Source organism: Methylobacterium sp. Leaf87 (assembly GCF_001422775.1).
Lineage (GTDB): Bacteria > Pseudomonadota > Alphaproteobacteria > Rhizobiales > Beijerinckiaceae > Methylobacterium.
In genome coordinates, this window is the sequence record NZ_LMMI01000014.1 from 1 (window position 1) to 25914 (window position 25914).

The following is a 25914-nucleotide window of genomic DNA, read 5'->3' on the forward strand; positions in this document are numbered from 1 at the left end:
TAGAGCGTTTTCGGTTTAATCTGGCTCATATCCTGCGGCGGCGAAGAAGTTGGCGCACTCGTCGGGTGTGACGGTGTCGACGAGGCGCCCGATGGCCGATCACAGCCCCTCGACAGTCCGCTCGGCGGCCTTGCGCAGGAGCGCTTTCAGCTTCGAGAAGGCCATCTCGATGGGGTTGAAGTCGGGACTGTAGGGCGGGAGGAACAACAGCCGCGCGCCGGCCGCCTCGATGGCGGCTTGCACGGCCGGCCCCTTGTGGCTGCCGAGGTTGTCCATGACGACGATGTCACCGGGGCTCAGTTCGGGCACCAGGACCCGGTCGACGTAAGCCTGGAAGGCGTCCCGGTTGATCGGCCCATCCAGCACGAACGGGGCGGCGATCCCGGACAGGCGCAGGCCGGCTACCAGGGTCGTGGTCTTCCAGTGTCCGTGCGGCACGGGCGAGCGCAGCCGCTCGCCACGCGGTGAACGCCCGCGCAGGCGGGCCATGTTGGTCGAGGTCCAGGTCTCGTCGAGGAACACGAGGCAAGCTGGGTCTAGGTCGGGCTGACCCGCAAACCACGCCTCGCGCGCCGCCTTCACGTCCGGGCGTTCTTGCTCGGTGGCGTGCGCTGTCTTTTTTTATACGTGAGATCGCGTGCGTCGAGGAAGCTCCACAGGGTGCCGAGCCCGATCGTGAGAGCGTGCTCGTCCCGGAGCCGGGCGCGCATCTCCTCCAGAGTGATGTCATTTTGTCCGTCGATTAGGTCGCGCAGAAACGCCGCGTGCGGATCGAGCTTCGAGCGGCGCGCCCGTCCTTGCGGACGGGCCGCCACCGTCCCGGTCGTCGTCAGCGCGGCCATCCAGCGGATCGACGTTGCGATGCCGACCCCGAACCGCGCCGCCGCCTGACGACGCGATGTCATCGCAGCGGCCTCCACCACGCGCTCCCGCAGATCCTGGCTGTAGGGTCGTCCCATCCGTCGCTCCTCCTCCGAAGCGATCAGTGAATCAGCCCAACAGCGCCGCGTGAACCCTAGCCGACCGATTCAGCACAAACGGAAAACGCTCTANCCCATCCGTCGCTCCTCCTCCGAAGCGATCAGTGAATCAGCCCAACAGCGCCGCGTGAACCCTAGCCGACCGATTCAGCACAAACGGAAAACGCTCTAGCATGAACAGCATGAGCGCGTAGAGCGCCTCCGCGAACAGATCGACCGTACCCGTCGTCGTCACATAGGTCGAGAAGCCGACCGCGAACGGCGCCACGAGGATGAGCAGAGACGGCTGCAGGGCAGACGGCAGCGGGGCATCGAACAGAAGCCGTGACACGATCATCGTGAACAGCGGAACCGCGAAGAAAAGGCCGACTGAGAGGCCGAGCACCATGACACCGTGGGTATGCGGCAAGCCGAGCGAGGGCAGGGCCAGCGGCAGGTCGAGAAGGCCGACCACCGGGACGATCCAGGCGGGTGTCGCGTGGGCGGCGACCTGGCGTTCGCTCAGCCAGCGGGTCACGATCGCCCAGGCGAAGACCAGCATACCGACAGCGCCCAGGATCCACATCCCTTGAGTGAGCCGGAGATGGATGTGTGCGAGCACGATCGGTAAAAGAAGCAGGCTGATCAGTAGGGTCCCGAACAGATTGCCGGCGATCGGATGCCGGAATTCGGCCAGGACCGCGTCCGGCGCGGTGACGAGCTTCACCGCGTAGCCGAGGGTCATGGCGACAAAGGCCGCCACCGCCGCCCAGCCGATGGCGTCGGCCAGCACGGCCGGTGCGCCGTAGCGGGCTTCGGCGAGGCGCCAGGCGAAGCTGAGACCGGTCAGCCCCATCACCGAGGCGAAGAGGCCGACCGGCAGGTAATCGAGCTGCCGCCAACCCATGCGCGGAATCGTCGGCAGACCGATCGGCGTCGGCTCCGAGGAAGCATCGGACATGGGATGGCTCCGTATAGGGGAGGTCGACGATCAATCGACGGCGGCGGGCGCTCTCGCGAGCTTCGCTTCGAGGTCCGCGATCCTCGCATGGAGCGGGGCAACGGCCGTCGCGATTTCCACCTCGCTGAAGCGCGGGGTGATGTGTTGCGGGCAGTTCCAGTCGAACGCCTCGACCGTCACGAGGGCGAAGCGTTCCACCCGCGCTCGGTAGCCGGGCGCGGCCAAGCGAGCGGCGAGGTCCGGGCGCTCGCTGCCGTCGACGAGGCGCAGGCGGCCGAGCACCTTGAGACGCTGCCGGTTCGGGTAATCCATGAAGATCATCGCCACCCGGTCGTTCGTGGCGGCATTGCCCACCGAGACGTACTGGCGATTGCCCGCGAACTCGGCCCAGCCCAGCGTCCGGTCGTCGATGCGCGTCACGAATCCGATCGGCCCGCCGCGGTGCTGGACGTAGGGCCAGCCGGTCTCGGAGACGCTGGCGAGATAGAAGCTGTCGCGCGCGGCGATGAAAGCGCCCTCGCGTGCGGTGAGCGAATCGTCCGGCACCATCGCGGCGCCGGCATCAGCATAGGCCTCGCGCGAGCCCATGCGGGCCTGCTCCGCCTGGACGGATGGAGTGAAGGCGCGATCGAAGAAGCGGTGTCTCATCGCGGACCTCCTGCGACGTGGGCCAAATCGGCGCCGTGGCCGAGCCCGTTCAGGCACGGTCGGCAGCCGCTCTGGCCATGGGTGGTTCAGTGGGACGACAGGCTGCGGTCAAGGAAGTCGCGCATCAGCGGCGCGATGACGTCGAGCTTATCCTCGAGCGCGAAGTGTCCCGTGTCGAGCAGGTGCATTTCGGCGTCCGGCAGGTCGCCAAGGTAGGGATGCGCACCCTCGGCCGGGAAAATCGTGTCGTTCCGGCCCCAGACGATCAGCGTCGGCGGCTGATGCGCACGGAAGAACGCCTGGAATGCAGGATAGAGCGGAACGTTCGTGCCGTAATCGCGGAACAGGTCGAGCTGGATATCCTTGTTGCCGGGACGATCGAGAAGCGCCTGATCGTGGCGCCAGTTATCGGGATCGATGCGCGAGACGTCGGCGACGCCGTCGACATACTGGAACCTCGTCGTGCCCGGAGCGACGAGGACCGACAGGGCCTCGCGGTTCGCTTTGGAATCGTCGGCCCAGTAGGCCTTGATCGGGTCCCAGAACGCCAGCAACCCCTCCTCGTAGGCGTTGCCGTTCTGAACCACGAGGGCGGTGACGCGCTCCGGATGCTTGAGGGCGAGGCGATAGCCGACGGGCGCCCCGTAATCCATCACGTAGAGGGCATAGCGCATCGCCCCAAGGCGGCCGAGCAGTTCGTCCACGATGTCGGCAAAATGCGCGAAGGTGTAGGCGAAGGTCTTGTGGTCCGGAGCGTCGCTCTCGCCGAAACCCGGATAGTCCGGCGCAATGACGCGATAACGGTCGGCGAGGAGCGGGATCAGGTTGCGGAACATGTGCGACGAGGTCGGAAAGCCGTGGAGCAGGACGACGACCGGCGCATCGGCCGAACCGGCTTCCCGGTAGAAGACGTCAACGCCGTCGATCGTAGCCGTGCGATGATGGATCACGGGGATGGCCGGGTGGGCCAATCTCCTCGACGCCGCGGCCTGTATGGCGAGGGCGGATGCCGACAGAAGGGCCGTGACGATCAGATCGGTCATCGTTATTCTCCTCGAAGAGGGCCGGTGCGTGATGCGTTCCGGCTTCCGAGGAGAGATTTAGGCTCATCCGCATTTTGGTATAAGCCTATGCGTTCGGGAGTTTCACTTCCGAAAAATGGAAGGCTGTGACAGTCGTCAGAGGGCAGCCATGCGGGCTCGAAGCTTCGGAACGCTCCAATCGAGGAAGGCCCGCACCTTGAGCGGCATGAGCCCCTGTTCCGGATGGACGAAGCTGACCGGCAACGGCTCGGGCTCGTAGCTTTCCAGGATGAGCTTGAGCGCGCCTGATCGGATCTCCGAGGCGACCTGATACGAAAGCACGCGGGTGACGCCGAGACCGGCCAGCGCCGCGTCGACGGCGGCTTCCGCGGTATTGACGGTCAACCGGGCGCGGACCGGAACGGTGATCGTCTTGGCGCCCTGCTGGAAGCGCCATTCCGGGGCGGCGGGAAAGCCCTGGAACGTGACGGCTTCGTAGGTGCTCAGTTCCTCGGGCGCGCTCGGCACGCCACGGCGCGCGAGGTAGGCCGGGCTCGCGCAAACGACACGGCGGACCGAGCCGAGGCGCGTGGCCAGGAGCGCGCTGTCGGCCAGAGGGCCGATCCGCAGAGCGATGTCGACATGATCGTCGACGAGATTCATCTGGCGATCGATGAGGAGCAGCCGGACGTCGATCTCGGGATGCGCGGTCAGGAACTCCGTGGCCACCGGAACGACGTGCCGACGGCCGAAGACGATTGGGGCGGTGACGAAGAGTTCACCGCGCGGTGTCGTATACTCGCCCGCAGCCGCCCGCTCGGCCTCCTGCACCTGTTCGAGAATGCGTTTGCAAGCCGTGACGTAGGCTTGTCCGCTTGGCGTCAGATCGATCCGGCGGCTCGTCCGGTTCAGGAGGCAAGTTCCCAGGTGGCGTTCGAGATCGGAGACCTTGCGACTCACCGTGGTGAGGGGAAGGCGCAGCCTGCGCGCGCCGCCGGACAGGCTGCCCTCCTCAATGACGGCGAGCAGCACGGACATGGCGTCGAGTCGGTCCATGTCCCCATCTGTAAACCGAACGCTAAGGTATAAAAATACGACAGCGGCACTATTTTCGAAGGCGCCACGAATGGCTTCCACTCGGCCCCAACAGCGAAAGCTGGCCGCCTTACCCGTAAGCCGACGTTCCGCACCCGACTCAACCTCGCCGCTTCAAGACGATTCCCGGCCACCACGAAGCGGACGTCGGTTCGAATTCCTTTGAGCGTTGCCATCCACGGAGCGTTCCCTGTCGTCCGTGACGGCGCTGCAAATATGTTAGCCCCACGAACCCACGCCGGCTTCGCGCCTATGTGAGACCGAAACTTGGAATTGTTCGCACTTAAGTGCATCCTTCCTGCTGGCCGGGCCGGCTCGCTAGAACAATAAAGCGAGACGCTCGGCCGTGGAGGAAACATGAACGAGATCGTCAAGCCCGATTCCCTGCTCGTCGCCGAGGCCGAGAGCATCACCGAGACCTTCTTCGGCGGCTGCCCGCACGACTGCCCGGACACCTGCTCAATGATCTTCGAGGTCAAGGACGGGGAGCTGCTCGGCGTCCGCGGCAACCCGGATCATCCGATGACCCGCGGCGGCCTCTGCGTGAAGCTGAAGGATTACGAGAAGCGCCATTACCACCCGGACCGGCTGCTCTACCCGATGAAGCGCGTCGGCCCGAAGGGCTCCAAGCAGTTCGAGCGCATCACCTGGGACGAGGCGCTGGACACCATCGTCACGCGCTGGAAGGCGATCATCGACCAGTACGGGCCCGAGGCCATCGCGCCCTACAGCTACCTCGGCAACCAGGGCTTGGTGCACGGGCTGAACGGCGGCGACGCCTTCTTTAACCGCATGGGCGCCACGGTGACCGAGCGCACCTTCTGTGGCGAGGGCTCGTGCACGGCCTGGCTGCTCACCGTCGGCCCGACCGCCGGGCTCGATCCAGACAGCTACATCCACTCGAAGTACATCGTGATCTGGGCCTGCAACTCGGTCAGCACGAACCTGCACCACTGGGCCATCGTGAAGGATGCCCAGAGACAAGGCGCCAAGGTCGTCGTCATCGACACCTACGCCTCGCGCACCGCCAAGGCGGCCGACTGGCACATCGCGCCGAAGCCCGGCACGGACGGCGCGCTCGCCATGGCGCTGATCAACTCGATCATCGAACAAGGCCTCGTCGACCAGGACTACGTCGACAACTACACGGTCGGCTTCGAGGAGCTGAAGGAGCGGGCGAGCACCCGCACGCCGGAATGGGCCGCCGAGATCACCGGCGTCCCGGCCGAGGACATCCGCAAGCTCGCCCGCGAGATGGCGACCGATCAGCCGGTGGGCATCCGCATGGGCGTGGCGCTGGAGCGGCACTACGGCGGCGGACAGACCATCCGGGCGGTGTCATCCATCCCGGCGCTGACCGGCGCCTGGCGCCATGTCGGCGGCGGCGTTACGCAGTTCGGGGTCTGGGAGCATCCTTACAAGTTCGACGTGATGTGCCGACCCGACCTGATCCCGGAGGGGACCCGCGTCATCAGCAACCTGCAGATCGGGCGGGCGCTGACCGGCGAGCTGAAGCTCGACCCGCCGATCATGTCGATGATGTGCTGGAACTCGAACCCGGTCACGCAGGCGCCCGAGACCGACAAGATCGTCGCCGGGTTGATGCGCGAGGACCTGTTCATGGTCTCTGCCGAGCACTTCCTCTCGGACACGGCATCCTACGCCGACATCGTGCTTCCCGCCACGATGGGGGCGGAGATGGAGGACATGATCCTGTCGTGGGGCCACCTTTATCTCACCTACAACACCAAGTGCGCGGAGGCGCCCGGCGAGGCGATCCCGAACAACGAGATCTTCCGCCAGCTCGCCGCCCGGCTCGGCTTCGAGGAAGAGAACTTCAAGTGGACCGACACGGAGTGCCTGGAGCACTACGTCGACTGGAACGCCCCGGCCTGCGAGGGCATCGACCTCCAGTACATGCGTGAGCATGGCTTTGCCCGCTTGAAAGTCGGCACGCCCGACGACCGGGCTCCGCATCGGGAGGGCAATTTCCCGACACCGACCGGCAAGTGCATGTTCATGGTCGAGGGCGCCACGAACTTCGTCGCGCCGCCGTTCCGGCAGATGTACGAGGGCTTCCAGCCCGGCGAGGCGCTCGATCCGCTGCCCGACTATCTCGGCCCGCGGGAATCCCACACCAACGACCCGGAACTGGCCAAGCGTTTTCCGCTCAACATCGTCTCGCCCAAGAGCCACTACTTCCTGAACTCCTGCTACGCGAACATGGAAGATAAGCAGAAGGGCCAGGGCGAACAGTTCGTGATGATCAGCCAGCATGATGCCGACGCACGTGGCATCCGGGACGGCGACAGGGTTCAGGTTGCCAACGACCGGGGGGCCTTCAAGGGGGTGGCCCGCATCACCGAGGACGTGAAGGCCGGCATCGTGGTCGCGACGCTGGGTTACTGGCGCCAGCTCAATGAAGGCACGGTCAACAGCATCTCCTCGGGGGCCTTCACCGATATGGGCCACGCCCCGTCGTTCTCAGACAACCTCGTCGAGGTTGCCCGGGCGAACTGATGTCAACGATTGGCTGAGCAACAAACGGGCGTCCTACGGGACGCTCGTTCCGAGGCAATGGTTGTTCGGTTAGTCTGCCCTGAGAACGAATTGTGAGAGCCCCTGGGTGTTCGTCGAAAACACACACCCAGGTGTCCGCTTCTCCCACCATCACGCCCGAAAGCAGACCGGCAAAAATCCACCCGGTGCAGAAAGGCTGGGTCAGTTCAAGAACGTCTATATCCAAGACAGTCAAATGCCGGTTCGACGATATTGGACTCGCTGCGGTTGTAAAGTCTGAATGGCCCCTCAACGTTGCCGCCGAGGAGGCCGGCTTTCAGATTTCGGTCGCTTCTGCCAGAGCGAGCGCGTCTTCAACGTCCACGCCGAGGTATCGTACTGTGCTCTCGATTTTCGTATGCCCGAGCAGAATCTGCACAGCGCGTAGGTTGCCGGTTCGCTTGTAGATCAAGGCCGCCTTTGTTCGGCGTAGAGAATGTTTGCCGTAGGCTTAGGACTCATAACCAGCAGCTGACGGTAGCGGCGATGCAGACGGCAGCCAGGTAGTTGGTGGCCGACCGGTCGTATCGCGTGGCGATGCGGCGGAAGTCCTTGAGGCGTCCAAACATCCGCTCGATGGCGTTGCGGCCCTTGTACAGGACGGGTGAGAAGCACGGCTTCCATCGCCGGTTGGACTTGGGCGGGATGTTGGGTGCCGCCCCCGTCGCCTCGATCTGACGACGGATGGCGTCGCTGTCGTAGCCCTTGTCGGCCAGCATGATCCGGCACGCCGGCGCGCGCTCCAGGAGTTGCGCACCCGCTTTGCAGTCCGCCACCTGTCCGCCCGTCAGCAGGAAGGCGAGCGGGCGGCAGAACCGGTCGGTGAGGGCGTGGATCTTGGTCGTGCGTCCGCCCCGCGAGCGGCCAATGGCCTGGCTTTGCTCCCCCCCTTTCCACCGGAGGCGCAGCGATGCGCCTTCACGGCCGAGGAGTCGATCAGCACCTGGGAAGGTGGCCCACCCGCACGGGCCAGGGTCTCGAACAGATCACCCCAGACCCCCTTGGCCGCCCAGCGCACGAAGCGATTGTAGAGGGTCTTCTTCGGGCCGTAGATCTCCCGCGGGGCATCCGTCCAACGCCCACCTGACTTCAACACGTGGATGATCCCGCTGATCACGCGCCGGTCGTCGACGCGCTCCTTGCCCCGGGTGTCTGTCGGCAGGTGCGGAGCGATCTTCGCAAACTGCTCGTCGGTCAACCAAAACTCGGCCATCGGCGCCTCCTTCACCCGGAAGGAATCACAGACACGCCCGCCAAGCCAAACTTGTGGGTCCGGACCCTAAGCCTAGGAGCTTCAGCATGGATTGGTTCGAGCGGATCACCGGCTTCCCGGAAGGCCCCTACGAAGAGACACAGGCCGCGCTGTCCGTGGTCGATGGCCGCTTGCGTCGCCGTGGAGCGGGGTACAGCTACGGTGTCGGGGCACTGAGCCTGCCCTCGCTGGCCCGCGGAGCAAAAGCGGGTGCGAAAAATCCAACGGCAACGACCGCGATGGCGAGTCCGTTCAAATAGCTCGCCGTCAGCTTCGCTCGTTCATTGGTAAGCGCTTTGGCCCGCTCTTCAGCCTTCTTCTCATCCTCAAGGAGGCTCATCAGTTCGCCCCCTCGGGATCGTCACGGTGAGGCAAGAGGCCCTGGCCGGTGAGCCGGATAACGAGGGTAGGGGTCATTGCAGCCATCCCTCTACGTCTTCGAGGCTCGCGCTGTATGGGTAGGGATCGCTGCCGACGACCGCAAAATTCTTCGCGGTATCAATCAGCATGTAGCCACCAAAATCGATCGCCTTCGGGTCGCGGCGCTTCGACTTCTCAAGGCGCATACCGCGCCGTTCCGCCATCCGCCGGATGCGGTTCTCTCGGACTTTTTCGGACTGGTCCATTTCGATAATCATGTCGGAAGCCATGCTTGAAGTGATGCTGGACCAGCATCAGGCCGAAGGGAAGGGTTCAATCTTCCCCTCGGCCCTGACCACAACCTCGCTAAATAGGGGTGCGGCATGGCTACCAGCATTTATACCGCGGCACGAGTTTCGAACGAAATTTCGTCGCACGAAAATCGTCAGCCGCCTGCCCGTCGAGGCTTTCTGCGCGGCCTTCTCGCGCTCCCCCTCATCGGAGGCGGCGTCACTCTCATCGGCCAGCCGAGCGCAGTGGCCGAGCCCGTCACCCGCGCGTTGATGTTCCGCTACTCCGAATGGCTCCGCGTCGAGCGGAATGCGCTGCACGAGGAGATCTGGCCGCACGAAGAGCCGCGGCTGCGTCAATACTCGGCATTCCCTCAGACCCTCAGCAAGGACGCCACGTTCTACGTCCCGCCCGGTCCCGCCTCGCTAAAACAGGCCAACGCATCCCGCCGCGCCGCCCTGATCATGAGTACGGCCGGCGCCGACTGGCGCGCGTAGTCAAAGCCAACATCGAGTTCCGGCTTACGGCCGGAAGCGGCTAGCGACCCTGCGGTTGATGCAACCCACCTGACCACTGTCGCTAGCCGCACACCAATCCGCCCCGCCAGGGCGGTTCAAGCGCGATCCCGAGCTTCCGTGCTCTACGGCGCCGGCGGTCGTACCCCGACCACCTGTGACGCGCTTCAGGCCCTGGCGGGCCGGCGCCGTGGAGGCCATTATGGCAGCAAGCGCGAAACCCCAGGACCGTGATCTCGTAGCCGAGGCCGCCCACGCGGCCCTGGACGCCGCCGGCGGCGATGTCCGCGAGGCGACCCACGCGATGGAGCAGAAAGTTCGTCAGGACCGGCGCCAGCTGGACAAGCTCTGAGATCGTGCCCTGATCCCATAGGCCCTGGCACGTCCCGCCGGGGCCTTCGAGCGCCCGCCCGTGGCACCCGCCTGACTGTCACGGATCGGAACCCGGCCGAGGTGCCTAAGACCTAGCTAAGTTTCTAAGATTATTGGGCTAAAGGGGGCTTGGCTGGGGCGCCAGGATTCGAACCTGGGAATGGCGGTACCAAAAACCGCTGCCTTACCACTTGGCGACGCCCCATCGGCGCAAGGCCGGATGGTGTCTAGACGGAGTGGGGGAGGCTGGCAACAGGGCGACGCCGCCTTTATGAGCGGTTGCGGAGTAGGGAGCACGCGGCGGATGGCGGGACGGATCGCGATGGTGACCGGGGCCGGCTCGGGCATCGGCCGGGCGGTGGCCCTGGGGCTCGCCGAAGCCGGATACGCCGTGGTGTTGGCCGGGCGGCGGCGGGCGCGGCTCGAGGCTGTCGCCGAGGCGGTGCGGGGGCAGGGGGGCAAGGCCCTGTCCGTCGAGGCCGATGTCGCCGACCCGGATTCCGTCGCGCGGTTGTTCGCGGCGACCCGGGAGGCGTATGGCCGCCTCGACGTGCTGTTCAACAACGCCGGCGTGTTCACCCCGAGCGTGCCCGTGGACGAGGTGGCGCTGGCCGATTGGCGTGCCAGCGTCGACGTGAACCTCACGGGCGCCTTCCTGTGCACGCAAGGGGCGTTCCGGCTGATGAAGGCGCAGGACCCGCGCGGCGGGCGCATCATCAACAACGGCTCCATCGCCGCCCAGGTGCCGCGCCCGAACTCGGCGCCCTACGCCGCCACCAAGCACGCCATGACGGGGCTGACCCGCGCCACCTCCCTCGACGGGCGCGCCCACGACATCGCCTGTGGGCAGATCGACGTCGGCAATGCCGAGACCGAGATGACGCGGGCCTTTTCGCACGGCGCCCGGCAGGCCGACGGCAGCATCAAGCCGGAGCCGGTGATGGACGCGGCCCACGTGGCGGACGCCGTGGTCTACATGGCGGGGCTTCCGCCCTCGGCCAACGTCCAGTTCATGACCGTGCTCGCGACGAAGATGCCGTATATCGGCCGGGGCTGAGCCCATTCCGGCGGCTTTGCGCTTCCCCCCGGAAACGCCTACACAGCCCGCTCTCTCGGGTCGCCGTCCGGCGGCCATCGTCCGCCCGCCGCGGACCCGGAACACCGTTGCCCGCCATGCTGATGCAGACCGAGACCAAATCCGCCGAACACAAAGCGCCCGACCCGAAGAGCGATCCCGTCGCCCGGCGCCGCACCTTCGCGATCATCTCGCACCCGGATGCCGGCAAGACCACGCTCACGGAGAAGCTGCTGCTGTTCGGCGGCGCCATCCAACTCGCCGGCGAGGTCAAGGCCAAGCGCAACCGCGTCTCCACCCGCTCCGACTGGATGGGCATCGAGAAGGAGCGCGGCATCTCCGTCGTCACCTCGGTGATGACGTTCGAGTACGGCGATTGCGTCTTCAACCTCCTCGACACCCCTGGCCACGAGGACTTCTCGGAGGACACCTACCGCACCCTGACGGCGGTGGATTCGGCCGTGATGGTCATCGACGCGGCCAAGGGCATCGAGGCGCGCACGCGAAAACTGTTCGAGGTCTGCCGCTTGCGCGACATTCCCATCGTCACCTTCATCAACAAGCTCGACCGCGAGGCCCGCGACCCGTTCGAGCTGCTGGACGAGATCGAGAAGGTGCTGGCCCTCGACGTCGCCCCCGTCACATGGCCCATCGGCCGGGGGCGGAGCTTTGCCGGCACCTACGACCTAGGCAACGGCCGGGTGCGCCGCCTCGACGCCGCCGACGATGCCGGCACCGTGCCGGTGACGGGCGTCGACGATCCGCTGTTCGATGGGCTCCTGACGGAGGAGGGCGAGGTCGCCACCTGGCGCGAGGAGGCGGAGCTCGCCGAGTCCGGCCTGAAGCGCTTCGATCTGGAGGCGTTCCGGGAGGGGCACCTCACGCCGGTGTTCTTCGGCTCGGCGCTCCGCAACTTCGGCGTGCGCGACCTCATCGACGGGCTCGCCCGCTTCGCCCCGCCGCCGCGCGGCCAGGACGCCGACAAGCGCCTCGTGGAGCCGACGGAGCCGAAGATGACCGGCTTCGTGTTCAAGATCCAGGCGAACATGGATCCGAACCACCGCGACCGCATCGCCTTCATGCGGGTGTGCTCGGGCCGGCTCAGCCGGGGCATGAAGGCCAAGCTCGTGCGAACCGGTAAGCCCATGTCGCTCTCCGCGCCGCAATTCTTCTTCGCCCAGGACCGCGCCATCGCGGACGAGGCGTTCGCGGGCGACGTCGTCGGAATCCCCAACCACGGGACCCTGCGCATCGGCGACACCCTGACGGAGGGCGAGGAGATCGTGTTCCGCGGTGTGCCGAGCTTCGCCCCCGAGATCCTGCGGCGGATCAAGCTCACGGACGCGATGAAGGCCAAGAAGCTGCGCGAGGCCCTGCAGCAGATGGGCGAGGAGGGCGTGGTGCAGGTGTTCCGCCCGCATGACGGCTCCCAGGCCATCGTCGGCGTGGTCGGCGCCCTGCAGCTCGACGTTCTGAAGGAGCGGCTCCAGGCCGAGTACGGCCTGCCCATCGACTACGAACCGACCCGGTTCTCCATCTGCCGCTGGATCGAGGCCGACAAGGAGACCGATCTGGACAACTTCATCGGCAGCCACGGCTCGGCCCTGGCGAGCGACCTCGACGGCGCGCCGGTGTTCATGGCCACCACGGCGTTCTCCCTGCGCTACGAGGAGGAGCGGGCGCCCGCATTGCGGTTCTCCGACATCAAGGATTACCAGAAGCGCGCGGTGGCCTGAGCCGGTTTCGGGTTCGCAGGCTTCGGGCGCGGGCTCACGCGGTCCCGCCCAGCTTGATGCCGGCGCGGCGGAAGAATTCGAGCAGCAGGTGGTTGAGTTCGCTGCGGGTCACGTCGCTCTGCGACACGTCGTGGACGAAGACGCGCGCCTCGACTTCGAGACTCTCGCCGAGTTTCGTCAGGAGCAGCACCGGCGCGGGGTCGGCCGCGACGTTGGGATGACGGGCGGCGACGGCGACGAGGATGTCGCGCGCCAGCGCGAGATCCGTGTCCTGGGCCAGCACCACCGGCAGGCGCAGGCGCTGGGACACGTCCGTCAGGGTCTTGTTGCGGACGATGGACGTGATGATGTCGGTGTTCGGCACGATGAGGTCCGTGCGATCGCCCGTGGCGAGGAGCGTCGAGCGGACGCTGATCTTCTTGACACGCCCCTCCTCGCCCTTGACCGTCACGAGGTCTCCGACCCGGATCGGGCGTTCGGCCAGGACGATCAGCCCCGAGACGAAATTCGAGACGATGCTCTGCAGGCCGAACCCGACGCCGACGGAGAGCGCGCCGGCGATCACCGTCAGGCTCTGCGGATTCACCCCGAGCTGACCCAGCGCCAGGAGGAGGGTGAGCACGAGGCCGCCATAGCCCACCACCGTGATCACGGAGTAGCGGGCGCCGGCGTCGAGGTGCGTCTGCGGCAGGACCCTGCGGTCGAGCCAACCCGTCGCGGCCCGCGTCAGGGCCACGCCGACGATGGCGGTCAGGGCGGCGAACCCCGCAGCGCCGACGAGGGTGCGGACATCGCCCGGATGGGTGCCGAGGAACGCGTCCCGGAACGGGTTGAGTTCGCCGTAGGCGAGGTTCCAGGGGCCGATGACGACGAAGATCATCGCGGTCACCGCGAGGACGTTCAGCACGCCCGAGACCACGGCCGAGCCGAGGGCCAGGGTGTCGGGCGGCACCGCCAGGGCCCGGCTGAGGCGCAGCAGCCGCGGGCTGGTCTCGATGTCGGCCCGGGTCACGAACAGGGCGTCGACGCAGATCAGCACCACCCAGCCCAGGGCGAGGAGCAGGCCCGTGACGATCAGGCGGCCGATGAGGAAGCCGCCGAGGGCCGTGTAGCCGGCGAGCATCGCCGCGAACGAAACCGCGACTCCGGCCCAGACGACGGGCGTCAGGATCGTGAGGGAGGCGGCCGACCGCGCCGCCGGCATCGCGTCCGACTCGGCCGGGGCCTCGTCCCGGCTCAGGCGCAGGAGGGCCAGCCCCAGGAGCGCGCAGCACAGGGCGATCATCGCCATGGTGGCGGCCTGACTGATCACGATGCGGAAATGCGCCGCGACGGCGAACTCGGCGAACACCAGATCGGCGGCGTAGACCAGGATCAGGGCGTGGCCCGTACGCGCGACGATCAGGGCCGTCCCGTCGCTGACGGCGAGGAGCCGGTGGGCCGGATCGCGCGGCGCCACCATGGCCCGGAGGATGCCGGCCCCGAGGAGGGCGCCCGCGACGGCGGCGAGCACGCGGAAGATGATCGAATCGAGGCTGCCGGGCGTGAAATCGATGTCGTCGTTCAGGACGAGGAGCAGCACGACCGCGAGGGGGAACGAGCAGACGGTGAGCGTCATGTCGAGGAGGGCGTGCACGGCGGCGCGTCGCCGGGGGCTGATGCTCGTCCGCGCGGCGAAACGCTGCCAGCGGTCCAGGGTGTACCGGCGCGCCTTCCGGATCGCCGCGTAGAGCAGCAGCAGGCCCGTCAGGACCACCGCGGCGCCGATGGCGATCTCGGCGGCGTCGTCACCCTCCTGGCCGGCCGCCATGGCGGTGCCGAGATCGGACAGCTTGCCGGCGACCTGCGGCAGCGCCCGGTCGACGAGTTCGCTCCAGAATCCGAAGGAGAGCGGGCTTGCGCCGCGGGCGAACAGGCGCGCGGCGAAGAGCCTGCGCCGCGCCTCGGTGATGCGATTGCCGAGGCCGTCGAGGTCGGCCGCGAGGGCCTTGTCCGCCTGGACCCGCTCCTCGGCCGACCGGAGGGCGTCGTCGGCCGCCCGGATGGCGGCGTCGCGCTCTGGTGGCGGTTCGATTCGGCCGGCGTCGAGCCGTGCCGTCCGCGCCCGTTCCAGGGCCGCCGCGTCCCGGGCCTGCACCTCGCGGCTCTCCGCCGCCAGGGCCTCGGCCCGGTCGCGGAGCGCGGAGAGCCCGGCGAAGTCGGCCTGCCGGAGGGGGAGTTCGGCGGCGATCTCGGAAAGGGACCGGCGCAGATCCGGGCGCGGGCCGTCCTGCGCCGCCGCGCCGCCGCCGACCGCGCCGAAGAGGAGCGCGAGGATGAGGGACACCCGCTGGGCGAGCCGCCCGGCCGGGCCGGTGGGAGGGGCGATCATCGGGGACGGGCCGGCGCGTCGGAGCGGGTCCGCTCAGAACTTGCCCAGCATGGGGAAATCCACGCTGAGGGCGGATTCGGCGGCCAGCGGCGCCTCGCGCTTGCGCGGCTTGCGGTTGATGACCTGCTTCAGCTTCGACTTCAGCACCGACATGTCGAACGGCTTGAGGATGAAGGCGTCGGCGCCGGCCTGGTGGGCGAGGTTGATGTCTTCGAAGTCGAACGAGGCTTCGGTGAGGATGAAGGGCGTGTTCATCAGGGCGTCGTCGGCGCGTATCTCGCGCAGGAAGGCGAGGCCGTCCATGGGCTCCATGTCGAGGTCGGAGATCACCAGGGCGTATTTCCGCGTCCGCAGGCGCTCCAGGGCCGTCGGCGCATCGTTGACGCCCTCGACATCGGGAAACCCGAGCCGGTTCATGAGCAGGATGACGAGCTTCAGGAGCTTCTCCTGGTCGTCGACGATGAGGATCGGGGGCGTCTCGCTCATGGGTTTCGCGTCTCAAGGCCGGGGGCGGCGACGGGGCGTCCGGATGGGGTTCAGACGAACAGGTGGTCGATGCCCTGCTTCGACATGGATTCGCTCTGCAACTGCATGGCCAGGGCGTGGATGCCCGTGGCCTTCGGGGTGCCGCGCTGGAACATCGGCATGAGGTTGGCCTTCACGAACACGGCGTCGTTGGCCGGTCCGCGCACGCCCGTGGAGAACGAGTTCACGAATTCCCGCTTCACGATCTCGCGCCACTCGACGATCTGCACGTCGCGGTGGCGCGTGTCGTTGCCGATGCGGTTGAAGGTGTCGCTCACCGAGGCGCGTTCGCCCTCAATGATCTGCGCGGCGAAGTTCTGCTCCACGATGAGGAAGCTGGTGATGACGGAGAACTCGTTCTTCTTCTGGGCCTGACGGGTGATCTCGCCGAGCTGCCGGGCGCGCGTCGGCGCATCGGCGGCGAGGTTCAGCCGGGAGAAGTAGATGAGATGGACGAGGCTCGTCCGTTTGGCGCGCATGATCGTGGCCCGTGATGGTCGCGTCCCGAGCCTAGACGCGCCGGCCATAACGGAGCGTAAAGACGCGCCACCCCGGATTCCTACAGGCTGCGCGACAGCACCAGGGGCTGGCTGCCGCCGTGGCCGGCGCGGGCATAGGGGGAGGGGGCGTGCGACGGGCGGCCGTAGATCGTCGGCGCGCGGGCGCGGCCCACCTCCTCGGCCAGGGACTTCACCAGACCCTCCGACACGGAGCGGGCGGTGGCCAGCACCATCTGGTTGGCCTCCACGGCCTTGGTGAAGCGCCGGTGCGCCGCCTTCAAGGCCTCGATCCCCTCCGGCGCGAAGCGCGTCAGCGCGATGGCGTTGGCCTTGATGGTCTCCAACCCCTGCAGATAGGCCGCCGACAGGCCGGTCTTCCGCTCGGTTTCGGCCAGCCCCTCGTGCAGGCTCCCGACGCGGATGTGGTCGCTCTCGCGGGCCAGCACCGCCTCCAGGGCGTCGAGGGTCTCCATGACGCGGGCCACCAGGGCCCCGGCTCCGGCGCGGTCGACGATGCGCAGGGGGCCCTCAGTTGACGGAGCCATTCGCGCCCTCCTGCATCTTCATCATCTCGCGAAACACCTGATCGCCGATGCCGACGCCGCCGCTCTTCACGATCTGGCCGGCATATTCCTTGGTGAGCATCGAGCGGTAGACGCCGCCGCCCGTGCCGTTGTCGCCGAGGGGGCCCTCGGTGCCGTCGGACTGGGTCAGCCGGTCGAGGCTCTGCTCGAGGAACATGGTCTCGAACTCCGAGGCGGCCTTCCGGGCCTTCGCCTCGGCGGCGCTCTTGGTCGTCGCCGCCGCGCCGGTCGCCGGAGCGTTGGCCGCCGCGGCGGTCTTGGAAGCGCCCGCGGCGGCCCTGGTGGCGCCCGTGACGGTCTTGGCGATGTCGCCGACGATGGCTTTTCCGACGCCGATGGCGGCGGTGGCGGCAAGGGGAGCGAACAGCATGGTCAACGCCTCGTGCTGGGGGAGGGGGAAGAGCGCATCACATCACCTCTATGTCGGCCTGCAGGGCCCCAGCGGCCTTGATCGCCTGGAGGATCGAGATGAGGTCGCGGGGGCCGACGCCGAGCGCGTTGAGCCCGTCGACGAGCTCGCGCAGGGTCACGCCCTCCTTGACCAGGGCGAGCTTGTTGCCCTCCCCGGTATCGACTTTCACGCCCGTGCGCGGCACCACCGTGGTCTGGCCGTTGGACAGGGGGGCGGGCTGGCTCACCTGCGGCTGCTCGGTGATGGTCACCGTGAGGTTGCCCTGTGCGATGGCGACGGTGGAGACCCGGACGTCGCGGCCCATGACGATGATGCCCGAGCGCTCGTCGACGATGACCCGCGCCGTCTGGTCGGGCTCGACCTTGAGCTGCTCGATCTCGGTGACGAGGCGGATCATGTTGCCGTTGTACTTCGGCGGGATCTGCAGGGTGACGGTGGCGGGGTCCGTGGGCTCGGCGGTGTCGGCGCCCATGAAGTCGTTGATGGCGGCCGCGATCCGCTTCGAGGTGGTGAAGTCGGGGTTTCGCAGGGACAGGCGCAGGGAGCGCATGTCGTTCATCTTGAACGCCATCTCGCGCTCGATCATCGCCCCGTTGGGCACCCGGCCGTTGGTGGGGACGCCCCGGGTGATCTTGGCGGCGTCGCCCTCGGCCGAGAAGCCCGCGATGGCCACCGACCCCTGGGCCAGGGCGTAGACCTCGCCGTCGGCGCCGAGGAGCGGCGTCACCAGCAGGGTTCCGCCCTGGAGCGACTTCGCATCGCCCAGCGACGACACCGTGATGTCGATGCGGTTGCCCTGCGTGGCGAAGGGCGGAAGGCTCGCCGTCACCATCACGGCCGCGAGATTCTGGGTCCGCATGGTGGCGCCGCGGGTGTTGACGCCGAGGCGCTCCAGCATCGATTGCAGGGATTGCCGGGTGAACGGGATGTTGTTCAGGGTGTCGCCGGTCCCGTTGAGGCCGACCACGATTCCGTAACCCACGAGTTGGTTCTGGCGCACGCCCTCGATGCTCGCCATGTCCTTCACCCGCGACAGGGCGAAGGCCCGGTCCGGGGCCGCCGTCAGCCCGGCGCAGGCCAGCGCCAGGAGGCAGCGGGCGATGGAGCGCCAGGCGAAGCGGAACGTCGAGCGGGGCATCTGAATGCGCATGGTGCGTTTCGATGGAGGGCGCGGTCTTGGGAGCCAATCTGCCAGGAGCGTGCCAAACCGACCGTTCCGGCAACCCCTTGTTTTTGAACGAATTTTTCTGAGGAGGTCCGGTGCCGTAACGGACGCGGCCACCGCCCTTCATGCCGACCCGGCAGGATCTGCCGAGGGCTTTACCCGCGGTTAACCAATCCGGCCGGATTCTGCCGCCTCGTACCGATCCCGGGGCCGCGCGAGCGGGGTCACCGAATCGGCCGTCCCCCGGCGCCGCGCGGCTAGGGGGCGGATGGAACCGGCCGCGCGGATACGGAACGGTCGTCCCCCATGCGCATCGACCCCCGATTCGCCGCCGCCGCCGCGGGGGGCGCCACCGCACCGCGCCGGACCGAGGCGGGCCCGGCTTTCGCCCTCGGGCAGGCGCCGGCGACAGCGACCAGCGCCGCGGCGACGCCAGCTTCGTCCCTCGCCGGCCTCGATGCGATCCTCACCCTCCAGACCAATTCCGATACGCCGGAGGAGCGCCGCCGCCGCGCGACCCGGCGCGGCCACGACCTCCTCGACGGCCTCGACCGCCTGAAGGCCTCCCTCATCATGGGCCGGGTCTCGACCCGCGATCTCCAGGCCATCGCGGGTCGCCTCGCCCAGCGCTCGGGCGAGAGCGGCGACCCCCGCCTCGACGGCCTCATCGCCGACATCGAATTGCGGGCGGCGGTGGAACTGGCCAAGCTTCAGGCGCGCGAAGCGGCCTGATCCGGTCCTGAACGCGCCCCGACATTGACGCCCCCGCCACGATCCCCGACAAGCCGAGCCGTTCCCGGCCCCGGACACGCGGACGGGTCGCGATCCGTCGCACCCGTGACCCGGCGCGCATGCTGTTCAACTCGACGATCTTCCTGCTCGGCTTCCTGCCCGTCGCCCTCGCGCTCCACGGCCTCGTGCTGCGGTGGCGCCCGTTCCTGCGGCCCGACTGCCTGCTCCTGCTCTCGTTCGTGTTCTACGGCTGGTGGGACCCGCGCTTCGTGCCGCTCATCGCCGTGTCCATCGGAGCCAACTGGCTGGTGGCCCGGGCGTATCTCCGCGGCCGCCCGCGCGGGCTGATCCCGATCGCCATCGCGGCGAACCTCGCGGCGCTGGCGGTGTTCAAGTACCTCGATTTTCTCGCCGGACTCGTCGCCTGGGTGCCGGGCCTCGCGCTTCCCCCCGTCGGCCTCGCCCTGCCCCTCGGCATCTCGTTCTTCACCTTCCACCACTGCATGTATCTCGCCGACCTCCGGGCCGGCCGGGCGCCCGCCTACGGCCTTCGCGACTACGCCCTCTACATCGCGTTCTTCCCGCAGGTGCTGGCCGGGCCCCTCGTGCGCTGGCGCGAGGTGATGCCTCAGTTCGCCGAGCGTGGACCGGTGGCGCCGGAGCGCTTCGGACAGGGGGTGATGCTGCTCTGCATCGGCCTCGCCAAGAAGGTCTATTTCGGCGACCCCCTGGCCCAGGTCGTCAATCCGGTCTTCGAACTGGCGGCGGGCGGCGCCGGCGTGACGGTGGCGCAGGCGTGGCAGGCGACCCTGGGCTTCACCTTCCAGATCTACTTCGACTTCTCCGGCTACACCGACATGGCGCTCGGCCTCGGCCTGATGTTCGGCGTGATCCTGCCTCAGAATTTCGACGCGCCCTACCGGGCGACGTCCCTGCAGGATTTCTGGCGGCGGTGGCACATGACCCTGTCGCGCTTCCTGCGCGACTACCTCTACGTTCCGCTCGGCGGAAACCGGCACGGCCTCGCCCGCCAGATTCTCGCGCTCCTCGCCACCATGACCCTGGGCGGCCTCTGGCACGGCGCCGGCCTCACCTTCGTGGCCTGGGGCCTCGCGCACGGGATCGGCCTCGCCCTTGGCCTGCTGTGGCGGCGTGGCGGCCTGCCCATGCCGGTGCCGCTCGGCCGGCTCCTCACCTTCGGCTTCGTCGCGGCGACCTGGGTCCTGTTCCGCGCGCCCGATTTCCCGAGCGCCGTGCGCATCTTCGACGGCCTCGTCGGGCACGCGCCCCTCGGCACCGGCCTGCCGTGGCGCACCCTGGCGCCGGCCGCCGCCATCGCCTGCCTCGGCCCCACGGCCTGGAGCGTCGTCCAGCGCACGCCGCCGACCCGGTTCGCGGCGCTCGGCTTCGGCCTGCTGTTCGTCGCCCTGCTCCTGCGGATCGGCGAGGACGCGAACTACGCCTTCATCTACTTCCAGTTCTGAGCACTTCGGGACCGGCGCCGGTCGGCCGTTCTGCGGGGAATTTCGCAGGGTGGCGCCCGCGAAACGCGGGTATCCCGGTCGGTCGGGCAGCGGGCCCGGGTGCATCGGCACGCCATACATCCGTTGCGTGTTTGCCGCAGGGCGCGGATGCCTGTTACGAACCGGCCCGCCTGTGGTATCGGCGCGTTGTCGTGGACCGATCCCTGCATTATAGCGACGCAAAATATCGCCGCAAACTGGCCGCGACAGACTTGCGAGGGGCGCGAATGGCGAAGATCACACTCGAGGACGGCTACGTACCCAGTGAGAGCGAGCCGTTCATGAACGATCGGCAGCGTGAATATTTCCGGCGTAAGCTTCTCGGCTGGAAATCCGACATCATGCGCGAGGCCCAGGACACCCTCGTCGCCCTCCAGAGCGAGAACGAGAACCATCCAGACCTCGCCGACCGGGCCTCGTCGGAGACCGACCGGGCCATCGAGCTGCGGGCCCGGGACCGCCAGCGCAAGCTCACGGGCAAGATCGACGCCGCCCTTGCTCGCATCGAGGACCGCTCCTACGGCTATTGCGAGGAGACCGGCGAACCGATCTCCCTGAAGCGCCTCGACGCCCGCCCCATCGCCACCCTGTCCCTGGAAGCCCAGGAGCGCCACGAGCGGCGCGAGCGGGTCTACCGGGACGATTGAGGTCGCCGGGCACAAGATCGGGACGAAGGCCGCGGCCGAACCCGATCCGGTTCGGGCCGGCGCCGTTCGGCGCCAATTCGGATGAGCGGCGGTGGCCTCGGCGTCGAAGACTGGCGTCGACTTGGTCGGATGCCGGGCGCCGTTCGCGGAACCTTGGGACCGTGGTTCGGCTTCCCCACGATAACACTATCGTCAGGGAGCCAACGCCGTGAACAATGAAGTTCTCATCCTCGTCCTCGCCCTCGCGACCCTCGGCATCGTCATCGGTGTCGCCCTGTGGCAGCGCGCCCGCGTCGCCGCCAAGAAGAACGACCCGGAACGCTCCGCCTTCACGAAGACCCACGGCGAGGCGCCGCGCCCGAACCGGCCCGGCACGGAGCACTAGATTTCCCCGGGGACGATCGTCCCCGGGCGAGGGTTCGCGGTGCCGTCCGGGACCGCGTCAGAACGGCAGCAGCACGTCGACGATCTGCTGGCCGTAGCGCGGCTGCTGCACGTCGGTGATCTGGCCGCGGCCGCCATAGGCGATGCGCGCCTGGGCGATCTTGGTCGACTCGATGGTGTTGTCGGATTCGATGTCTTCCGGGCGGACCACGCCGGCGATGATGAGTTCTCGCACCTCGAAGTTGATGCGGATCTCCTGCTTGCCCTCCACCACGAGATTGCCGTTCGGCAGGATCTGCGTGACGATGGCGGCGATGCTGGTGGTGACGGTCTCGTTGCGCTGAACCGAGCCGGTGCCGTCGCTCGACGTGGTCGAGGTCGCGTCGAGGAGCTTGTCGGCGGCGATGCCGGCGGCCGCCACCGCGGGGTTCTTCTCAAGGCCGAAGGCGTTGGGCAGGCCGAACCCCTCCGCGTTGGAGCGCGAGCGCTTGGTCTCGTTGTTCAGGTTGGCCCGGTCGGTGACATTGACCTTCACGGTCACGAGGTCGCCGATGCGGGCGGCGCGCTGATCCTTGAAGAACGCCCGCGATCCCGTGCGCCACAGGGAGTTCGGCGCGTAGGAGACCGGCTGGACCTCCGGCATCGGCAACCGCACGGGCTTGTAGCCGGCCTGCGCCGTTGGGTCCTCGATGGCCGACAGGGCCGGGGTGGCGCCGATCTGCGACAGCCGATCGGCGGTGTTGCAGGCGGTCAGACCCGTGCACAGGAGCGCGACGGCGAGGGCGGGGCGAACGCGGTGGGTCATCGGGACCGTGCCTGAGGCGATTCGAAGAGGGAGGATCAACGGGTGCCGTCGAGGGCGGCGTTGGCCTGGCGCTGGATCGGGGCCGGCGCCGGGCCGACGGAGACGCGCCCCGGCCCGATCACGGTGGCGGGCAGCACCTTCTTGGAGACCGGGTTGGTCACGGTGATCGCGGCACCGAGGCGGCCGCTCTCGTTGGCCTGGCCCCGGAGGGACAGGGCGAGGCCCGGCGCGTCGAACACGATGGTGACGGCTTCGCCGCGTGCGACGAGGTCGGGCGGCGCGACATCGCCGCCGCGCAGGATCGCGCCCGCGCTCAAGCCCCGCTGCGCCACCTGTCCGGGCAGGTCCGCCGCGCCCGTCCGGGCATCCGTCGGCACCGCCTCCTTCGGCCGCCGCTCGACGGTGAAGTCGGCCGGCGTGACGGCCTCGCCCCGGTTGAGCTGGCGCCCGATGACCACCACCTCGCGAATCTCCATGACGAGGCCGGTGACCCGGAGCGAAGCCTGGCGGTCGCCGAGCGTCACCAGGGCGGCGAGGCGCCGGGACCGCGGATCGTAGGTGAGATCGACGGCCGAGGCCTGTCCGTCGAGGTCGACGGGGGCGAGCAGCACCGGCGCGTCGCCATCGAGACGGATCGCCACGGTGCGGCCGTCGAGGCCGTAGGCGGTCTCGAGGGACCGCTTCAGGGCGGCCTCGATCTCCGGTTGGGCGACGCGCCGGGCGGCGCGCTGGACCGCGACCTGGACGCGTCCGCCCGTCTCGATCTCGCCGAGCCCGAGGGCCGCGACGGCCTCGGCGATGCGCCGGGCCTGGATGGTGCCGTGCCCCCCGAGGGATGGCGCACGGAACAGCGGGCGCACCGAAAGATCGGCGCTCGCCCCCTCCACGAGATCGCCCAGCGTCAGCACGTCGCCGCGCGCCGTGACGTCGCCGCGCAGGCGAAGGCGCTGCGCCGGGCCCTCCGCCAGAACCGGGAGGGTGAGCAGTCCGAATGCCAGGAGCGCGAACAGGGCGCGGGCCACCATCGCCGGATTGACCGGCGAGACGCGGGGCCGAAGGGTCGGGGAAACGTATCTCAGGGCGTACATCTTGATGGCGCTCCCGATCAGCCGCGGAACATCTGCGAGGTGGTGGACATCATCTGGTCGGCGGCGGTCACGACCTTGGAGTTCATCTCGTAGGCCCGCTGCGCCGCGATCAGGGACGAGATCTCCGTCACCGCGTTGACGTTGGCTTCCTCGAGGTAGCTCTGCTGGAGATTGCCGAAGCCTTCCGCGCCCGGTGCAGCCGCGATGGCCGGGCCCGACGCCGCGGTCTCGATGAACAGGTTGTCGCCGATGGATTCGAGGCCGACCTTGTTGACGAACCGCGCCAGCTGAAACTGCCCGAGCGCCTGCGGCGCCGTCTGGCCCGGCACCGTCGCCTGCACCGCCCCCTGGGCGCTGATGGTCACGGAGGTGGCGTTGTTCGGCACCGTGATGCCGGGATCGACGAGATAGCCGTCGCGGGTGACGAGCTGGCCCTGCGCCGAGAGGTCGAACGAGCCGTCGCGGGTGTAGGCGGTGCGCCCGTCCGGCATGGTGACGCGGAACATGCCCTCGCCCCGGATGGCGACGTCGTAGTCCTTCTGCGTCGAGGTCAAGGTGCCCTGCGACATCACCCGGGCCGTCGAGGTGGTCTTCACGCCCGAGCCGATGGCGAGGCCCGCCGGCAGTTGGGTGTTCTGGTCCGACGTCGAGGAACCGGCCCGGCGCAGGTTCTGGTACAGCAGATCCTGGAAATGCGGCTGCTGACGCTTGTAGCCGGTGGTCCGAAGGTTGGCGATGTTGTTGGAGATGACCTGGACGTTGAGTTCCTGGGCCGCCATGCCGGTGGCGGCAGCGTAGAGCGCGCGCATGTGTGCTGATCCTCAGGCGACTTCGGCGAGGCGGCGGATCGCCGTGCCGCGCAGTTCATCGAGGCGCGAGATCACGCCCGACACCATGGAGTAGGTCCGGTTGACGTCCATCAGCCGCGTCATCTCGATGACCGGCTTGACGTTGGAGCGCTCCAGCGCCCCCGACTCGACGCGGCCGGCGAGCCCTGCGGCCGTCGGCGCGGCCGTGGAGGCATAGAGGTTCGCGCCTTCGTTGGTCAGCGCCTGCGGGTTCGCGAACGTCACGAGGCGCACCCGCCCGCGGATGCCGAGGTTGGTCGAGACCGTTCCGTCGGGGCCGATGGCGAGGCCGGTTTCCTGGGGGCCGATCTGGATCGGCCCGCCATCGCCCTGCACGGGATAGCCGTCGCTGGTCACGAGGTTGCCCTGGGGGTCGGTCTCGAAGGCGCCGTTGCGGGTGAAGCGGTCGCCGGCCGGCGTCCGCACGACGAGGAAGGCTTCGCCCCGGACGGCGACGTGGAGGGGGTTTCCGGTCTGCTCGATGGGGCCCTGACCGAGATCGAGGGCCGTGCCCTGGTCGATGACGTAGGACACGCGCCGATCCGGCTTCGGGAACGAGTCCGCGCTCGCCACCGGCATCAGGTATTCCTGGAACCGCGAGTTGCGGGCCTTGAAGCCGTTGGTCGAGACGTTGGCCATGTTGTTGGCGATCACCTCCAGCTCGCGCTGAAGCGCGACCTGGCTCGAGACCCCCACGAACATTGCGTTCTGCATGACACGATCCAACTGCGACGAGCGGTATTGATCGAACCAGTCCGCACGCGGCGTGCCAGCCGGCGCTACCATTTTTTGCCGAACGAAAACAAAGAGTTGTCCGATATGCCCGACCGGGCCGGTCGAGCCGTCCCCCGTCCTCGCGGCAAGTCCGACCCGGCAGCTTTTGCCGCCTTAACGACCCGTTAACCCTGCGGGCCGATATCTCGACACCAGGAGTTTCACGTTGACGCGGGACTCGAGGACGGCGGCGTTCCAGTCAGGGCAGGATCGATGGCGAAGAAGCCGACAAAGGCCGCCGTGGACGGTGAGGAGGGCGCGCCTCCGGCCGGTTCGAAGAAGAAGCTCATCATCATCGGCGCGGTGGCGCTGCTCGCCCTCGGCGGCGGCGGCGTCTTCGTCATGAAGAAGAAGGCCGGCGACGCGCATGCGGCGACCGCGGTAGAGGTCAAGGCCCCGATCGTCTTCCTCGACGTGCGGGAGATGATGGTCAACCTGTCGAGCGAGGCCGGTCAGGACAAGGCGCGCTTTGCCAAGATCAAGATCTCCATCGAGCTCAAGGACGCCAAGGTCGAGCAGGAGGTGAAGCCGCTGATGCCGCGCATCGAGGACGCCTTCCAGGTCTACATGCGCGAGTTGCGCGCGAGCGACCTCGCCGGTTCGGCCGGCCTCTACCGCCTGCGCGAGGAATTGCTGCGGCGGGTCAACGTGGCGATCCATCCGGCACGGGCCGAGGCGGTGCTCTTCAAGGACGTGATCGTCCAGTAGTTT

Annotated in this window: 26 protein-coding genes, 1 tRNA gene and 3 pseudogenes; 11 read left to right on the forward strand and 19 right to left on the reverse strand. The window is 68.1% G+C overall.

Features of this window, described 5'->3' with window-relative positions; translation table 11 throughout:
• Positions 1–15 precede the first annotated feature (15 nt).
• The 5 genes and pseudogenes from ASF22_RS22945 to ASF22_RS10160 all read right to left on the reverse strand — a co-directional run bounded on the left by ASF22_RS22945 (position 16) and on the right by ASF22_RS10160 (position 4646).
• Positions 16–959 (reverse strand): annotated as a pseudogene (locus ASF22_RS22945) (IS630 family transposase).
• Positions 960–1149: 190 nt separating this feature from the next.
• Positions 1150–1866, reverse strand: a pseudogene (locus ASF22_RS10145) (SLAC1 anion channel family protein); the annotation flags it as partial.
• A gap of 84 nt (positions 1867–1950) precedes the next feature.
• On the reverse strand, positions 1951–2568 hold the full coding sequence (locus ASF22_RS10150; protein ID WP_056263824.1) for a pyridoxamine 5'-phosphate oxidase family protein: 618 nt from the start codon (positions 2566–2568) through the stop codon (positions 1951–1953).
• A gap of 86 nt (positions 2569–2654) precedes the next feature.
• Positions 2655–3611, reverse strand: coding sequence for an alpha/beta hydrolase (locus ASF22_RS10155; RefSeq protein ID WP_056263826.1), 957 nt, complete (start codon positions 3609–3611; stop codon positions 2655–2657).
• A gap of 135 nt (positions 3612–3746) precedes the next feature.
• Positions 3747–4646, reverse strand: coding sequence for a LysR family transcriptional regulator (locus tag ASF22_RS10160; protein ID WP_056093375.1), 900 nt, complete (start codon positions 4644–4646; stop codon positions 3747–3749).
• Positions 4647–5042: 396 nt separating this feature from the next.
• On the opposite strand from ASF22_RS10160, the gene ASF22_RS10165 reads away from it, so the two are divergent.
• Complete coding sequence (locus tag ASF22_RS10165; protein WP_056263828.1) at positions 5043–7205, forward strand: molybdopterin oxidoreductase family protein; 2163 nt, start codon at positions 5043–5045, stop codon at positions 7203–7205.
• Positions 7206–7521: 316 nt separating this feature from the next.
• Here the strand turns inward: ASF22_RS10165 and ASF22_RS22950 are convergent.
• A pseudogene (locus ASF22_RS22950) lies at positions 7522–7692 on the reverse strand (tyrosine-type recombinase/integrase); the annotation flags it as partial.
• A 10-nt stretch (positions 7693–7702) separates the two neighbouring features.
• Positions 7703–8457, reverse strand: a protein-coding gene (locus ASF22_RS22955) for an IS5 family transposase (protein WP_156647660.1) whose coding sequence is annotated in 2 segments (ribosomal slippage) — positions 7703–8125 and positions 8128–8457 — 753 coding nt in all. Because the reading frame shifts where the segments join, the coding sequence is not laid out codon by codon here.
• Positions 8458–8543: 86 nt separating this feature from the next.
• Here ASF22_RS22955 and ASF22_RS23750 point away from each other — a divergent pair.
• Complete coding sequence (locus tag ASF22_RS23750; RefSeq protein ID WP_156647656.1) at positions 8544–8756, forward strand: hypothetical protein; 213 nt, start codon at positions 8544–8546, stop codon at positions 8754–8756.
• Positions 8757–8909: 153 nt separating this feature from the next.
• Here the strand turns inward: ASF22_RS23750 and ASF22_RS10180 are convergent, their stop codons facing one another.
• Complete coding sequence (locus ASF22_RS10180; protein WP_056263833.1) at positions 8910–9146, reverse strand: hypothetical protein; 237 nt, start codon at positions 9144–9146, stop codon at positions 8910–8912.
• Positions 9147–9239: 93 nt separating this feature from the next.
• Between ASF22_RS10180 and ASF22_RS23755 the strand changes: the two genes are divergently transcribed.
• Both ASF22_RS23755 and ASF22_RS10190 read left to right on the forward strand, forming a co-directional pair.
• Positions 9240–9644, forward strand: a complete 405-nt coding sequence (locus ASF22_RS23755) for a hypothetical protein (RefSeq protein ID WP_156647658.1) — start codon at positions 9240–9242, stop codon at positions 9642–9644.
• A gap of 220 nt (positions 9645–9864) precedes the next feature.
• Positions 9865–10014 (forward strand): hypothetical protein, encoded by a 150-nt coding sequence (locus tag ASF22_RS10190; RefSeq protein ID WP_156647659.1) that lies wholly within the window; start codon positions 9865–9867, stop codon positions 10012–10014.
• 150 nt (positions 10015–10164) lie between these two features.
• Here the strand turns inward: ASF22_RS10190 and ASF22_RS10195 are convergent.
• A tRNA-Gln gene (locus tag ASF22_RS10195) sits at positions 10165–10239 on the reverse strand.
• 99 nt (positions 10240–10338) lie between these two features.
• Here ASF22_RS10195 and ASF22_RS10200 point away from each other — a divergent pair.
• Together ASF22_RS10200 and ASF22_RS10205 are read left to right on the forward strand one after the other, a co-directional pair.
• Entirely contained in the window at positions 10339–11091 is a 753-nt protein-coding gene (locus ASF22_RS10200; protein ID WP_056263840.1) for an SDR family oxidoreductase, read from the forward strand.
• 116 nt (positions 11092–11207) lie between these two features.
• Positions 11208–12845, forward strand: coding sequence for a peptide chain release factor 3 (locus ASF22_RS10205; protein WP_056169275.1), 1638 nt, complete (start codon positions 11208–11210; stop codon positions 12843–12845).
• Positions 12846–12879: 34 nt separating this feature from the next.
• Here the strand turns inward: ASF22_RS10205 and ASF22_RS10210 are convergent, their stop codons facing one another.
• The 6 genes from ASF22_RS10210 to ASF22_RS10235 form a co-directional block, all read right to left on the reverse strand.
• Complete coding sequence (locus ASF22_RS10210; RefSeq protein WP_056263842.1) at positions 12880–15216, reverse strand: DUF3772 domain-containing protein; 2337 nt, start codon at positions 15214–15216, stop codon at positions 12880–12882.
• Positions 15217–15249: 33 nt separating this feature from the next.
• A complete protein-coding gene (locus tag ASF22_RS10215) occupies positions 15250–15702 on the reverse strand; it encodes a response regulator (protein ID WP_056169287.1) in 453 nt (150 codons plus the stop codon).
• A 50-nt stretch (positions 15703–15752) separates the two neighbouring features.
• Positions 15753–16220 carry a BLUF domain-containing protein gene (locus tag ASF22_RS10220; protein ID WP_056169290.1) on the reverse strand — a complete coding sequence of 156 codons (468 nt, stop codon included), beginning with the start codon at positions 16218–16220 and terminating at the stop codon, positions 15753–15755.
• 80 nt (positions 16221–16300) lie between these two features.
• A complete protein-coding gene (locus tag ASF22_RS10225; protein ID WP_056263844.1) occupies positions 16301–16786 on the reverse strand; it encodes a hypothetical protein in 486 nt (161 codons plus the stop codon).
• On the reverse strand, positions 16770–17195 hold the full coding sequence (locus ASF22_RS10230) for a rod-binding protein (RefSeq protein ID WP_056263845.1): 426 nt from the start codon (positions 17193–17195) through the stop codon (positions 16770–16772). The genes ASF22_RS10225 and ASF22_RS10230 overlap by 17 nt, the downstream gene beginning before the upstream one ends.
• Before the next feature lie 37 nt (positions 17196–17232).
• Entirely contained in the window at positions 17233–18387 is a 1155-nt protein-coding gene (locus ASF22_RS10235) for a flagellar basal body P-ring protein FlgI (protein WP_056169299.1), read from the reverse strand.
• 321 nt (positions 18388–18708) lie between these two features.
• Here ASF22_RS10235 and ASF22_RS10240 point away from each other — a divergent pair, with 321 nt between their 5' ends.
• The 4 genes from ASF22_RS10240 (at position 18709) to ASF22_RS24520 (ending at position 21689) form a co-directional block, all read left to right on the forward strand.
• Entirely contained in the window at positions 18709–19134 is a 426-nt protein-coding gene (locus ASF22_RS10240; RefSeq protein WP_056169302.1) for a flagellar assembly protein FliX, read from the forward strand.
• 119 nt (positions 19135–19253) lie between these two features.
• Positions 19254–20618 carry an MBOAT family O-acyltransferase gene (locus tag ASF22_RS10245; RefSeq protein ID WP_056263848.1) on the forward strand — a complete coding sequence of 455 codons (1365 nt, stop codon included), beginning with the start codon at positions 19254–19256 and terminating at the stop codon, positions 20616–20618.
• Positions 20619–20884: 266 nt separating this feature from the next.
• Entirely contained in the window at positions 20885–21304 is a 420-nt protein-coding gene (dksA, locus tag ASF22_RS10250) for an RNA polymerase-binding protein DksA (RefSeq protein WP_056169307.1), read from the forward strand.
• A 208-nt stretch (positions 21305–21512) separates the two neighbouring features.
• A complete protein-coding gene (locus ASF22_RS24520) occupies positions 21513–21689 on the forward strand; it encodes a hypothetical protein (RefSeq protein WP_200918727.1) in 177 nt (58 codons plus the stop codon).
• Between the two features lie 57 nt (positions 21690–21746).
• Here ASF22_RS24520 and flgH read toward each other — a convergent pair whose 3' ends face one another.
• Genes flgH through flgF form a run of 4 tightly spaced genes read right to left on the reverse strand, consistent with a single transcriptional unit; the run spans position 21747 to position 25143 of the window.
• The gene (gene flgH, locus ASF22_RS10255) at positions 21747–22493 is read right to left on the reverse strand and encodes a flagellar basal body L-ring protein FlgH (protein ID WP_056169311.1); all 747 of its coding nucleotides are present in this window, start codon (positions 22491–22493) and stop codon (positions 21747–21749) included.
• 35 nt (positions 22494–22528) lie between these two features.
• Positions 22529–23581: a flagellar basal body P-ring formation chaperone FlgA gene (gene flgA, locus ASF22_RS10260; RefSeq protein ID WP_056263849.1), complete on the reverse strand. Its 1053-nt coding sequence runs from the start codon at positions 23579–23581 to the stop codon at positions 22529–22531.
• A 17-nt stretch (positions 23582–23598) separates the two neighbouring features.
• Entirely contained in the window at positions 23599–24390 is a 792-nt protein-coding gene (flgG, locus tag ASF22_RS10265) for a flagellar basal-body rod protein FlgG (protein ID WP_056169314.1), read from the reverse strand.
• Positions 24391–24402: 12 nt separating this feature from the next.
• Positions 24403–25143: a flagellar basal-body rod protein FlgF gene (gene flgF / locus ASF22_RS10270; RefSeq protein ID WP_056169315.1), complete on the reverse strand. Its 741-nt coding sequence runs from the start codon at positions 25141–25143 to the stop codon at positions 24403–24405.
• 273 nt (positions 25144–25416) lie between these two features.
• Here flgF and fliL point away from each other — a divergent pair, with 273 nt between their 5' ends.
• A complete protein-coding gene (gene fliL, locus ASF22_RS10275; RefSeq protein ID WP_056169319.1) occupies positions 25417–25911 on the forward strand; it encodes a flagellar basal body-associated protein FliL in 495 nt (164 codons plus the stop codon).
• The last annotated feature ends 3 nt before the right edge of the window (positions 25912–25914 follow it).

Bases quoted from the DNA above. Each gene is read 5' to 3' on its own strand.
- ASF22_RS10245 (WP_056263848.1), top strand. From the start codon at position 19,254: ATGCTGTTCAACTCGACGATCTTCCTGCTCGGCTTCCTGCCCGTCGCC.
- ASF22_RS23755 (WP_156647658.1), top strand. From the start codon at position 9,240: ATGGCTACCAGCATTTATACCGCGGCACGAGTTTCGAACGAAATTTCG.
- ASF22_RS10230 (WP_056263845.1), bottom strand. From the start codon at position 17,195: ATGCTGTTCGCTCCCCTTGCCGCCACCGCCGCCATCGGCGTCGGAAAA.
- ASF22_RS10235 (WP_056169299.1), bottom strand. From the start codon at position 18,387: ATGCGCATTCAGATGCCCCGCTCGACGTTCCGCTTCGCCTGGCGCTCC.
- flgF (WP_056169315.1), bottom strand. From the start codon at position 25,143: ATGCAGAACGCAATGTTCGTGGGGGTCTCGAGCCAGGTCGCGCTTCAG.
- ASF22_RS10190 (WP_156647659.1), top strand. From the start codon at position 9,865: ATGGCAGCAAGCGCGAAACCCCAGGACCGTGATCTCGTAGCCGAGGCC.
- flgH (WP_056169311.1), bottom strand. From the start codon at position 22,493: ATGACCCACCGCGTTCGCCCCGCCCTCGCCGTCGCGCTCCTGTGCACG.
- ASF22_RS10220 (WP_056169290.1), bottom strand. From the start codon at position 16,220: ATGCGCGCCAAACGGACGAGCCTCGTCCATCTCATCTACTTCTCCCGG.
- ASF22_RS23750 (WP_156647656.1), top strand. From the start codon at position 8,544: ATGGATTGGTTCGAGCGGATCACCGGCTTCCCGGAAGGCCCCTACGAA.
- flgG (WP_056169314.1), bottom strand. From the start codon at position 24,390: ATGCGCGCGCTCTACGCTGCCGCCACCGGCATGGCGGCCCAGGAACTC.
- ASF22_RS10200 (WP_056263840.1), top strand. From the start codon at position 10,339: ATGGCGGGACGGATCGCGATGGTGACCGGGGCCGGCTCGGGCATCGGC.
- dksA (WP_056169307.1), top strand. From the start codon at position 20,885: ATGGCGAAGATCACACTCGAGGACGGCTACGTACCCAGTGAGAGCGAG.
- ASF22_RS10150 (WP_056263824.1), bottom strand. From the start codon at position 2,568: ATGAGACACCGCTTCTTCGATCGCGCCTTCACTCCATCCGTCCAGGCG.
- flgA (WP_056263849.1), bottom strand. From the start codon at position 23,581: ATGTACGCCCTGAGATACGTTTCCCCGACCCTTCGGCCCCGCGTCTCG.
- ASF22_RS10180 (WP_056263833.1), bottom strand. From the start codon at position 9,146: ATGGCTTCCGACATGATTATCGAAATGGACCAGTCCGAAAAAGTCCGA.
- ASF22_RS10155 (WP_056263826.1), bottom strand. From the start codon at position 3,611: ATGACCGATCTGATCGTCACGGCCCTTCTGTCGGCATCCGCCCTCGCC.
- ASF22_RS10215 (WP_056169287.1), bottom strand. From the start codon at position 15,702: ATGAGCGAGACGCCCCCGATCCTCATCGTCGACGACCAGGAGAAGCTC.
- ASF22_RS10160 (WP_056093375.1), bottom strand. From the start codon at position 4,646: ATGGACCGACTCGACGCCATGTCCGTGCTGCTCGCCGTCATTGAGGAG.
- ASF22_RS10165 (WP_056263828.1), top strand. From the start codon at position 5,043: ATGAACGAGATCGTCAAGCCCGATTCCCTGCTCGTCGCCGAGGCCGAG.
- ASF22_RS10240 (WP_056169302.1), top strand. From the start codon at position 18,709: ATGCGCATCGACCCCCGATTCGCCGCCGCCGCCGCGGGGGGCGCCACC.
- ASF22_RS10210 (WP_056263842.1), bottom strand. From the start codon at position 15,216: ATGATCGCCCCTCCCACCGGCCCGGCCGGGCGGCTCGCCCAGCGGGTG.
- ASF22_RS10205 (WP_056169275.1), top strand. From the start codon at position 11,208: ATGCTGATGCAGACCGAGACCAAATCCGCCGAACACAAAGCGCCCGAC.
- fliL (WP_056169319.1), top strand. From the start codon at position 25,417: ATGGCGAAGAAGCCGACAAAGGCCGCCGTGGACGGTGAGGAGGGCGCG.
- ASF22_RS10225 (WP_056263844.1), bottom strand. From the start codon at position 16,786: ATGGCTCCGTCAACTGAGGGCCCCCTGCGCATCGTCGACCGCGCCGGA.